Here is a 10,724-nt window from a genome sequence, read left to right on the forward strand (position 1 = left end):
AAGGGGCTTGCCTATGACAAACCCATTATGGAAACAACTTCAAACACTCAAAACAACACGTTGGATTGACTTAACACATACCTTCAATGCGGACTCCCCTCACTTCTCCGCATTTGAAGGGGCACGTGTTAAAACACCCTTCACTGTTGAAAAGGATGGCTTTTTCGTCCAAGAATGGTCATTCGTCACACAGTATGGGACGCACATCGATGCACCGATACATTTTGTAGACAATCAACGCTACTTGCATGAACTTCATCTGAAAGAACTTGTCCTTCCCCTAATCGTATTAGATTTTTCAGATGAAGTAGCTAAGGATGCAGACTTCCGTCTCACACGAGCGCATATCGAACAGTGGGAAGCGGAAAATGGCGCCATTGAACCTGATACCTTTGTCGCCTTTCGCAGTGACTGGTCCAAACGCTGGCCAAATCATAAAGCATTCGAGAACAAAGATGCGGACGGTAACCAACATCTGCCTGGTTGGTCGCTCGATGCCCTCAAATATCTATTAGAAGAACGCCATGTAAAGGCGATAGGTCATGAAACATTTGATACGGATGCTTCTGTTGACATCGCCAAACATGGAGACATTATTGGTGAACGCTACGTTCTTGGTCAAGATCGTTACCAAATCGAACTCTTGACCAACCTAGATCAACTGCCAGCACGTGGTGCCGTGATTTACAATATCGCCCCAAAACCCGATCACGCACCCGGCTTCCCCGTTCGTAGTTTCGCCATTGCCCCTCAATAATATACAAACAAGGTACACATTCCCCGCTGTGTACCTTGTTTTCTTATATTAAGTTGTTCGAGCAACCGTCATGACAACACCTATTAATGTAATGATACCACCTACTATTGCGAAAAAAGTTGGGATTTCTCCTAAAAGAATATAAGAGATAATTAATGCGGCAACTGGTGTTAAATATAGTGAAAGCGTTGCGTCAGACACGCCAACTTTTTGAATCGTATATGCTAATGCAATATATGGTATCACCGTTGGACCAACACCTAAATAACAAAGCGCTATCACAGTATTGATATGTGCCTGTTGTAGGTCATCGAGACTTCCCGGTAGCCATACCAACATAAACAAACCTCCAGCGATCATTGTATATATTGTCAAAGAGATAAATCCGTACTTTTCAAGTAATGATTTCTGAAATGTAAAGTAAATACTTTCACTGAATGAAGCAATTAAAATCAACAAAATACCCCACACAAGACTTGTTAATGATGTATCATTTGCCAAAGAAATTAACGCAACACCTAGAAATGCGATGATAGACCCTATCCAAGCAACCATAGGAAATGAATCTTTTAGAAAACATGCCGCTAGTATCGCTGAGAAAATAGGCGTTGTTGATACAAGTAAGCTTGCTATTCCTGCACTCACATATTTTTCACCGATACTCAAAGTCGTATGATATACTGCAAAACCACAAAAACCGAGAAATAAGATGTGTGGGATATCTTTTACATCTGGGAATGATAACTTTTTAATGCTAGCTATCAGTAACATCATCATACTAGCAATTACTAATCTCAGCGTCGACAAATGTACCGCTTCAAAATCTTGTAACGCCACCTTAATGACTGGAAAAGCAGATGCCCATAATGTAATCGTGACTCCAAATGCAACATATATCGTCCAAGTATACTGATGTCTATTCATTAATATCAGCTACTACAGTTTGTTGATAATCGATTAGTATCACTGATCTTGCACCTGATAAATTATCTTTTCCTTTTTTAACCGGACTCACATAATGACTTACCTTCCTATCATATACTCCGTATGATTCGAGAGGATTTTGTAATTCAAACACTTCTTTTAGGTCATTTTGATCAATATTTTCTAATGTGTTACCAATAGCACTAGGAACTGCTATTGCATTAATACCACCAAGTATGTTTTTTCTTTCTATTAAGTGTGCAAAAGTAAATGGTTCACCATCTTGATGAAAAGAATTTGGTGATGAAATAGCTTCGTCATCTGCAGTTTTTACATAAAGTTTTACAAAGTGAACACCTACATGGATTGGTAAAATTTTGTCAACTTCATTCCAAAAAGTTTCTTTATAGTCATGTAATATAATCTTGTTTAATAGTTTATTATTCCTAATCTTTTTGTCTATAGCATGAAATTCTCTGTATGAATCTGGATGTTCAGGGTTAAACTTACCTTGAAAATAAGCAGCATAGTCAAAACCCTCTTTATTTATAGTTGGAAGCCAATAAATCTCTTCTGTACCTGGTAAAATAATTGCTCTTGAGTAGGTTCTATAACGATTTGAATCTGGTGCATAATTATCTAACGGTAGTTTGTTGAAATATTCTAATATCTCATTATAGTCATAACTTAAACCTTCATATTTCAAGCTCTTCATCAAATCATATCGTGAATAACCAAATTTTTTCATATCATTCATACGAACACTTCCTTAAAATAGTATGTTCTCATATTAATGAAGCTGTTCTATAATGAGTACAACCAATTAACTGGAAATTTACCCAACCAATCTTCAAGGAGGTGCGAACAATTAAATATAAAGACATTGCAACATATATTCGTGACAAAATCATCAGTGGTAATTGGTTTTATGGTATGAAAATTCCTTCTCAAAGACAACTGGCCAACCAATTCCACGTCAATAGGGTTACAATTATCAAAAGTATTGAACTATTAGAAGCAGAAGGATTTATTTATACAAAACAAGGAAGTGGGACTTATGTCAATAACTATCTCAATGAAGATGTTAAGACACAAAAATGGTCTGACATGATGGCATGGTCATTAAGTGCAAGAAATCAGTATACTGTGCAACTTATTAATAAATTAGAAACAGATACAACTTATATCCATATCAGTAAAGGAGAACTCGGCAAAGATTTAATACCGCATATTGCATTGAAACAAGCTATGACAGCAGTATCTCGTTATATTGGCGACTTATCGTTTGGCTATTATAACGGTTATGGTTATGATCACCTAAGAGCATTGATCGCTCAACGTCTACGTAACCAAGGAATAAATGTTACTCAAGATAATGTGCTCATTACATCCGGTGCCTTACATGCCATTCAACTGATTACAACTGGTTTTTTAAGTCGTCATACGGTCATCCCATCCCATGCACCTTCATATATTGATTCCACATCTCTTTTTAGTAGTCTTCATTCTAAAAACATCAAGATACCATACAATACTTTTCAACATTTTCATCGTATGATTGAACAACTCCCCAGTCACCAAGACAAAGCACTCTATATTCAACCAACATTCAATAACCCAACAGGTCAGTCACTTTCAGAACACACCAAAGAAGCAATAGTTAAATATTGTGAATGCCATCATATTCCTATTATTGAAGACGATATCTATCAAGACATTTGGTTTAAACACTCAGAAAATACACCCATGAAAGTACTAGATCAGCATGGTACTGTGCTTCATATTAGTAGTTTTTCAAAATCCATTGCTCCCGCCCTTCGCATCGGTTGGATCGTTGCATCAGAAAAAATCATTGAACAATTAGCGGATATTCGTATGCAGAACGACTACGGCTCAAGTATTTTATCGCAAATGGTCATCTATGAAATGTTAAAAAATGGTGCCTACGATCAACACTTACAAAAACTGCGGAATGTCTTAAAAATAAAGCGTAACGCAATGTTAAAAATTTTAGACCAGTATTATACTGATATAGCAACATGGAAAATTCCAGAAGGTGGCTTCTTTGTATGGCTCACTTTTACAAACAATATAAATATCAAACAACTCTTTACAACACTTATTGATAAAGAAAAGATACTCATCAATCCCGGTTTTATATATGGTAGTCAAGAGAACACCATACGCCTTTCATACGCTTACGAAAGTATTGATAATATTACTTTCGCATTGAAGAAGATACGTCAATACTTGTAATTGTATTTTTCATCAACTTATGTTACACTACAAATAACAAGAATACTTGCATTTGAAGCACCAAATCCCCTTACTATGCCAGTAGTAAGGGGATTTTTAGTGTGGCTTAGTCACCTATTTTTACTTTTCATCGCGTTTTCGAAGCCAATGCGAAAAAAGCGCAATGATACAACCACTAATAACAGCAGTTGTGATATGAACAAGAATACTTGTCATCTTCAGCACCTCCTCTCTACGTCAAGTTTGACGCCCGAGAGATAGGCGACACTTTTATTATATCAGCATCAAAAAAAGATTAATATAGTTATTAAATTTTCCACAATAACAAACAACGGACAGCAACACCTTCTCTCTAATGGGTTACTGTCCGTTGTATTTATTTTCGATAGATTTTCAAACGAATCTCATAGTAGTCATCATGATCTTGTTCTTTTTGTTCGAACTTAATACCGTTTGCGCGGATTTCTAATAAGCTATCAGCAATAATGTCACGTGCTGCAGATATATCATGTACGATTTCTCGCGCTGTTTCATCAGTGCCTCCTGTGGCCACAACTTCTGTCTTAGCCGCTTCTTTCAACTTGTCTTCAGTCTGTTTGACATTCAACTGTTGTTTCACGATCAAACGCAACATCTCTTCCTGACGCTCTGCTGACAAGCCAACAAGTGCTCTGCCATGACGTTCCGTAATTTGGTGATCACGGATTGCTTGTATGACACATGGTGTTAGTTTCAACAACCGCAACTTGTTGGCGATAAAGCTCTGACTTTTTCCAACACTTTTTGCGAGTTCTGCTTGTGTAATACCTTCAAACGCTAAGAGTTTCTTGTACGCTTCAGCTTCTTCTACTGCCGACAAGTTTTCACGCTGAATATTTTCAATCAACGCAACAACTGCTGTTTCTTCATCATCAAGCTGACGTACAAGTACTTCCGCTTCAGTCATCTGATTCATCTGTAAAGCACGAAAGCGACGTTCTCCTGCGATAATCTCATACATATTTTCTTCAATCGGGCGCACGACGATTGGCTGTAATAAGCCGTGCTCACGAATAGATTCCGCAAGTTCTTCAATACGTGCACGATCAAATGTCTGACGTGGCTGATAACGGTTCGGAACGATGCGCTCTATGCGAATCGTCTCAACACCGTGACGCTCTGTTTCTGATACTTCTAATAATGCATCTTTATTTTTAAGTCCAAACAACTTGGAAAAGGGCTTCTTCATACGCATCTCTCACTTTCAGCTATTGCTATTCAACGAGTGGCGCTTTATTGGGTGTACCTGGTTTGCGCGGATACTTCTTCGGCGTCTGACTGCGCTTCTGAATTTTGATGATCTGACGTTCCCCCGCCTCTTCTGGCAACGTGAAACCAAATACGTCTTCTACACGACCACCTAAGACTCCAATCGCAAAGCGTGCTTCATCCAGTTCTTCTTGACCTTTTGAAGACTTCAATGCCATAAAGAGTCCATGCTTTTTAACAAGTGGTAAGCAGAGTTCACTCAATACAGACAATCTTGCTACGGCACGTGCTGTAACGATATCAAAAGACGCCCGGTAGTCTTCATTTTTACCAAATGTTTCTGCACGATCATGCACGAAGCGTACACCTTCTAATTCTAACGCATCGGCCAATTGATTTAAAAACTGAATACGTTTGTTCAATGAATCTACAATGGTTACATGTAAATGTGGGAAGACAATTTTCAATGGAATACTTGGAAAACCAGCACCTGCACCAACATCACAGACGTGTAATGGCTCACTCAAGTCACAATAAAAGCTCAGTGTAATAGAGTCATAAAAGTGTTTCAAATAAACTTCATGTTTCTCTGTAATACTTGTCAGATTGATCTTGTCATTCCACGTTACAAGCATATCATAATATGTTTCAAATTGTTGTTTCTGTTTGTCTGACAACGTAATACCATGTTCATCTAATTGTTTCGCTAACCATTCTACACTCATTTATTTCACCCTTTGTATTTTCCCTTGTTCTAAATATACTAACAAGATAGAGATGTCGGCTGGGTTTACCCCAGAAATACGTGATGCTTGCGCAATATTCAACGGCTTCACTTCCGCTAACTTTTCACGTGCTTCAGATGCTAAACTATCAATCTTAGAATAATCTAGATCCTCTGGAATTTTTTTCTGTTCCATGCGTTTTACTTTATCGACTTGTTGTAAGGATTTATTAATATAACCTTCATATTTCGTTTGAATTTCAATTTGTTCTTCAACATCTGCTGATAAAACATGATCTTCTTCTAAAATTTCTAAGACCGTTTCATACGTCATCTCTGGACGACGCAACAATTCATTCGCCAAGATACCGTCTTTCAGGCGAGAACCACCTTCACGTTCAATAATCGCTTGCACACGTTCTGAAGGCTTAATACGTATCCCCGCTAAACGTGCCAATTCGTCTTTGATCTGTTCACGTTTTTCGTTAAATCGTGCGTAGCGTTCTTCCGTAATCAAACCGAGTTCATGACCGATATCTGTTAAACGTAAGTCTGCATTATCATGACGCAACAACAGACGGTACTCTGCACGAGAAGTTAATAAACGATAAGGTTCATTCGTTCCCTTCGTCACAAGGTCGTCAATCAGTACGCCGATATATGCGTCCGAACGACGTAAGATTTTTTCTTCCTTACCTAACACACGTCCAGCAGCGTTGATACCCGCCATCAAACCTTGTCCTGCAGCTTCTTCATAACCTGATGTACCGTTGATTTGCCCAGCTGTATAAAGGTTCTTAATCATTTTCGTTTCTAACGTCGGCCATAGTTGTGTTGGTACAATCGCATCATATTCAATCGCATATCCTGCACGCATCATATCTGCCTTCTCAAGTCCAGGAATCGTCGCAAGCATTTGACGTTGAACCGCTTCAGGCAAGCTCGTAGACAATCCTTGAACATATACTTCGTTCGTATTACGACCTTCTGGCTCTAAGAACAGTTGGTGACGTGGTTTATCATTAAAACGCACAAACTTATCTTCAATAGATGGGCAATAACGTGGCCCCGTTCCTTTGATCATACCCGAATACATTGCTGATAAATGCAAGTTATCATCAATGACCTTATGCGTCTCACCGTTCGTATACGTTAACCAACATGGCAGTTGATCCAAGATATATTCCGTTGTGTCATAGCTAAATGCACGGCCGACATCATCACCTGGTTGGATTTCCGTTTTGCTGTAATCAATCGTTTTCGCATTCACACGTGGTGGTGTACCCGTTTTAAAACGCACTACATCAAAACCAATCTCTCTCAGATGATCTGCCAATGTAATTGATGGCAATTGGTGGTTCGGGCCACTTGAGTACTTCAAGTTACCGAGAATGATTTCACCACGTAGGAACGTTCCAGTCGTTAAAATAACCGCTTCTGCACGATATTCTGTACCAACACTCGTACGAACACCCTTTACAGCGCCATCTTCAATGATCAGTTCATCAACCATCCCTTGCATCACTTCAAGGTTATCTTCGTCTTCTAACACACGTTTCATCTCTTGTTGATACAAAACTTTGTCTGCTTGTGCACGCAATGCACGAACAGCTGGCCCTTTCCCAGTATTCAACATACGCATTTGAATGTGCGTTTTATCAATTGTTTTCGCCATTTGTCCACCGAGTGCATCAATTTCACGGACGACGATTCCTTTTGCTGGTCCACCCACTGAAGGGTTACATGGCATGAATGCAATGTTGTCTAAATTTATTGTTAACATTAATGTACGTGCGCCGCGACGTGCAGAAGCCAAACCTGCTTCAACGCCTGAATGTCCCGCACCTACAACAATGACATCATATGTTTTAATCATTCGTATTCCTCCATACATTATTTTCCGAGACAGAATTGGCTAAAGAGCTGGTCGATTAGTTCTTCACTTGCTGATTCACCGATAATCTCACCGAGCAACTCCCATGTACGTGTTAGATCAATTTGTACCATATCCATTGGGATGCCTGACTCTGCTGCTTCTATCGCATCTTGAATTGCTTGTTTCGCTTGCTTTAATAATGAAATATGACGTGAATTCGACACGTACGTCATATCTTGATTTTGTATTGATCCATCAAAGAACAGATCACGAATTTGCAGTTCTAACGCATCAATTCCCTGCTGTGTCTGCATGGATGTTTCTATGAGTGGCTTGTCACCAATCATTTGTTTCACTTCATCGATATCGAGTTGACGTTCAAGGTCAGTCTTATTCACAATGACAATAACGTCTTCATTTTTTATCACTTCATAAAGTTGACGATCTTCTTGCGTAAGTGCTTCGTTGTTATTTAAAACAAACAAGATCAAATCTGCTTCCTGTAATGCCTTGCGTGAACGCTCAACACCGATACGTTCCACGATGTCTTCAGTTTCACGGATACCTGCCGTGTCGACCAACTTCAATGGCACGCCACGTACATTCACGTATTCTTCTAAAACATCTCGTGTCGTTCCAGCCACTTCTGTCACAATCGCCTTGTTAGACTGAATCAAGTTGTTCAACATAGAAGACTTCCCTACATTGGGCTTCCCAACAATGACAGTTGAAAGACCTTCACGCATAATCTTTCCTTGAACACCTGTATCAAGCAATTGTTGAATTTCTTGCTTGATTTGATGAGAACGTTCTAATAAAAAGTCTGTTGTCGCTTCTTCAACATCGTCGTATTCTGGATAATCGATATTCACTTCGACTTGCGCCAATACTTCTAAGATTGATTGACGTTGTTGTTGGATTAGCGTACTCAGTCGCCCTTCTATTTGATTCATCGCTACTTTAGACGCTCGGTCCGTCTTAGACCTGATAAAGTCCATCACTGCTTCAGCTTGAGATAAGTCGATACGGCCATTTAAAAAGGCACGCTTCGTATACTCACCCGGTTCAGCAATACGTGCACCGTGCGTCATCGTTAACTCTAGCACACGATTAATCGTTAAAATACCACCGTGACAGTTAATCTCAACAATGTCTTCTCTCGTAAACGTACGTGGTGCACGTAAAACGGAAACCATCACTTCTTCCACCACATCACCCGTCTCTGGATCAATGATGTGTCCGTAGTTAATTGTATGTGTTGGCACCTGTTCAAGCTTTTGTTTACCTTTATATAATTTATCTGCAATTGCGACTGCATCGTGTCCAGATAAACGCACAATGCCAATCGCACCTTCACCCATCGGTGTTGATATACTCGTGATTGTATCTAACTGTTCCACGTTCACGTGCCTCCTTTATCTCAAGTTGATTATGCCTTATTGTAAAATGTTTCAGTCCGAATTGCGACTATCCTGTTCAAACATTGTGAGAGTCACTACATTTTAGACTTCGGTTTGTCTGACGTCACACAAACCGAAGTCTAACCGCTATGGTATTCTCTTATTAAAAACCTTTGCAATCTTCAAGACATGCTCTAAACTCTTCTGTATCTCTTGTACCGACATATCTTTTGCAGGAAAGCGTGCAATCACAATCAAATCTTTCGGCAAAAAGTCCACCTTGTGCACTTTAAAGCACTCTCTAATACTTCGCTTAATACGATTTCGTGTGACTGCATTCCCTAGTTTTTTAGAGACGCTAATCCCCAGTCGAAAATGATCCGCTTGTTGTCGATCATAACTATAAACGACAAACTGGCGATTCGCGACTGATTTGCCATGTCGATAAATTGTTTGAAAGTCAGCATTCTTTTTAATTCGGTATGCTTTTTCCATTTACTATCACTCGTCTTTCTGATTATAACGTCTCTCTCTACTATCATTTATACTATATCCACTCTATACACCGTTATTTCACTCGTCGGGTAGACTCCCCTACCCTATTCATCACATCAGATGCACGATACTTTCGCAAAAAAAAGACCACTGAATAAGTCAGTGATCTTATGCTGATAAAACTTTGCGACCTTTACGACGACGACGCGCCAATACTTTACGGCCATTTTTAGTGCTCATACGTTTTCTGAAACCATGAACTTTACTATGTTTACGTTTGTTTGGTTGATAAGTACGTTTTACCATGCAAAACACCTCCGTCTCAATTCGTCCAATTATCTAATCATCACTCTAGATAAGTTAATTTTCGATTTCTACATTTAAAATAGAACTGTCTTTTAAATGAAATGTTTACATTTCAAGCAACTACTACAATATAACAAAATACAATTTGTAAATCAAGTATGATTTTTATAACTTCTATTATTTTGTATCCAACAAACTGAGAAAACTGATGAACAATCAAGTTTTATATAAGGAATCACACTCAACATAAAAATCTCACAAAATTGAATACCGGGTTTTATCTATTATTAATAGCACCCACTATTGAATCTCACAACTATCTACTTCATCATACTATGCATTCATATCTAAGTAATTACACAAAAATACTATCCACAGACAAAATTGAAACCGTTTGTAAGTTATCCACTTATGCACAAAGTGTTTATAAGAAACTGTGGATAATTATTTTCTCCCCACAATTTATCCAAATATCCACACACATTTTCACACCTATTTGACAGTCACATATGTTAAAAAGTATAATTGTGTGGATAAGTGCTTAGAACCCTTATATTATCTGGCTTTATACTTATCGCTTTTCCCCAATTATTCTGTGAATAACCAGCGTTGTATCTCTTTTCATCCACAGGGTGTGGATGAGTTTGTGGATAATTGTTCACAGCCTGTGTTTATTTATTTTTTCCAATGGGGATATTGTGAATAACTAAAATTTTATAGAGGAAGATGGCGTTAAAA

Annotated in this window: 11 protein-coding genes; 2 read left to right on the top strand and 9 right to left on the bottom strand. The window is 38.6% G+C overall.

The window, feature by feature from the left end; all coding sequences use genetic code 11:
• The first annotated feature begins 13 nt into the window (after window positions 1-13).
• The gene (locus MUA51_RS10720; RefSeq protein ID WP_262559861.1) at window positions 14-757 is read left to right on the top strand and encodes a cyclase family protein; all 744 of its coding nucleotides are present in this window, start codon (window positions 14-16) and stop codon (window positions 755-757) included.
• A gap of 48 nt (window positions 758-805) precedes the next feature.
• Here the strand turns inward: MUA51_RS10720 and MUA51_RS10725 are convergent, their stop codons facing one another.
• Together MUA51_RS10725 and MUA51_RS10730 are read right to left on the bottom strand one after the other, a co-directional pair.
• Window positions 806-1,681, bottom strand: a complete 876-nt coding sequence (locus MUA51_RS10725; RefSeq protein WP_262559862.1) for a DMT family transporter — start codon at window positions 1,679-1,681, stop codon at window positions 806-808.
• The gene (locus MUA51_RS10730) at window positions 1,674-2,438 is read right to left on the bottom strand and encodes a 2OG-Fe dioxygenase family protein (protein WP_262559863.1); all 765 of its coding nucleotides are present in this window, start codon (window positions 2,436-2,438) and stop codon (window positions 1,674-1,676) included. Before MUA51_RS10730 ends, MUA51_RS10725 begins: the two co-directional genes overlap by 8 nt.
• A 101-nt stretch (window positions 2,439-2,539) precedes the next feature.
• Here MUA51_RS10730 and MUA51_RS10735 point away from each other — a divergent pair, with 101 nt between their 5' ends.
• Window positions 2,540-3,937: an aminotransferase-like domain-containing protein gene (locus tag MUA51_RS10735; protein WP_262559864.1), complete on the top strand. Its 1,398-nt coding sequence runs from the start codon at window positions 2,540-2,542 to the stop codon at window positions 3,935-3,937.
• Window positions 3,938-4,057: 120 nt separating this feature from the next.
• Here MUA51_RS10735 and MUA51_RS10740 read toward each other — a convergent pair whose 3' ends face one another.
• The 7 genes from MUA51_RS10740 to rpmH form a co-directional block, all read right to left on the bottom strand.
• Window positions 4,058-4,153 carry a type I toxin-antitoxin system Fst family toxin gene (locus tag MUA51_RS10740; protein WP_106904262.1) on the bottom strand — a complete coding sequence of 32 codons (96 nt, stop codon included), beginning with the start codon at window positions 4,151-4,153 and terminating at the stop codon, window positions 4,058-4,060.
• Between the two features lie 160 nt (window positions 4,154-4,313).
• The gene (locus tag MUA51_RS10745) at window positions 4,314-5,165 is read right to left on the bottom strand and encodes a ParB/RepB/Spo0J family partition protein (RefSeq protein ID WP_262559865.1); all 852 of its coding nucleotides are present in this window, start codon (window positions 5,163-5,165) and stop codon (window positions 4,314-4,316) included.
• Between the two features lie 25 nt (window positions 5,166-5,190).
• Complete coding sequence (gene rsmG / locus MUA51_RS10750; protein WP_262559866.1) at window positions 5,191-5,910, bottom strand: 16S rRNA (guanine(527)-N(7))-methyltransferase RsmG; 720 nt, start codon at window positions 5,908-5,910, stop codon at window positions 5,191-5,193.
• Window positions 5,911-7,785 (bottom strand): tRNA uridine-5-carboxymethylaminomethyl(34) synthesis enzyme MnmG, encoded by a 1,875-nt coding sequence (mnmG, locus tag MUA51_RS10755; protein ID WP_262559867.1) that lies wholly within the window; start codon window positions 7,783-7,785, stop codon window positions 5,911-5,913.
• 17 nt (window positions 7,786-7,802) lie between these two features.
• A complete protein-coding gene (gene mnmE / locus MUA51_RS10760) occupies window positions 7,803-9,185 on the bottom strand; it encodes a tRNA uridine-5-carboxymethylaminomethyl(34) synthesis GTPase MnmE (RefSeq protein WP_262559869.1) in 1,383 nt (460 codons plus the stop codon).
• Window positions 9,186-9,332: 147 nt separating this feature from the next.
• Window positions 9,333-9,680, bottom strand: coding sequence for a ribonuclease P protein component (gene rnpA / locus MUA51_RS10765; protein WP_262559870.1), 348 nt, complete (start codon window positions 9,678-9,680; stop codon window positions 9,333-9,335).
• Between the two features lie 168 nt (window positions 9,681-9,848).
• Window positions 9,849-9,986, bottom strand: coding sequence for a 50S ribosomal protein L34 (rpmH, locus tag MUA51_RS10770; protein ID WP_000240855.1), 138 nt, complete (start codon window positions 9,984-9,986; stop codon window positions 9,849-9,851).
• Window positions 9,987-10,724: the final 738 nt, after the last annotated feature.

Origin of the sequence: Staphylococcus sp. IVB6214 (assembly GCF_025558585.1) — a bacterium.
Lineage (GTDB): Bacteria > Bacillota > Bacilli > Staphylococcales > Staphylococcaceae > Staphylococcus.

What these genes read in the sequence shown, in the direction of transcription:
- MUA51_RS10720 (WP_262559861.1), top strand. Translation starts at nt 14, where the DNA reads ATGACAAACCCATTATGGAAACAACTTCAAACACTCAAAACAACACGT.
- MUA51_RS10725 (WP_262559862.1), bottom strand. Translation starts at nt 1,681, where the DNA reads ATGAATAGACATCAGTATACTTGGACGATATATGTTGCATTTGGAGTC.
- MUA51_RS10730 (WP_262559863.1), bottom strand. Translation starts at nt 2,438, where the DNA reads ATGAATGATATGAAAAAATTTGGTTATTCACGATATGATTTGATGAAG.
- MUA51_RS10740 (WP_106904262.1), bottom strand. Translation starts at nt 4,153, where the DNA reads ATGACAAGTATTCTTGTTCATATCACAACTGCTGTTATTAGTGGTTGT.
- MUA51_RS10745 (WP_262559865.1), bottom strand. Translation starts at nt 5,165, where the DNA reads ATGAAGAAGCCCTTTTCCAAGTTGTTTGGACTTAAAAATAAAGATGCA.
- rsmG (WP_262559866.1), bottom strand. Translation starts at nt 5,910, where the DNA reads ATGAGTGTAGAATGGTTAGCGAAACAATTAGATGAACATGGTATTACG.
- mnmG (WP_262559867.1), bottom strand. Translation starts at nt 7,785, where the DNA reads ATGATTAAAACATATGATGTCATTGTTGTAGGTGCGGGACATTCAGGC.
- rnpA (WP_262559870.1), bottom strand. Translation starts at nt 9,680, where the DNA reads ATGGAAAAAGCATACCGAATTAAAAAGAATGCTGACTTTCAAACAATT.
- rpmH (WP_000240855.1), bottom strand. Translation starts at nt 9,986, where the DNA reads ATGGTAAAACGTACTTATCAACCAAACAAACGTAAACATAGTAAAGTT.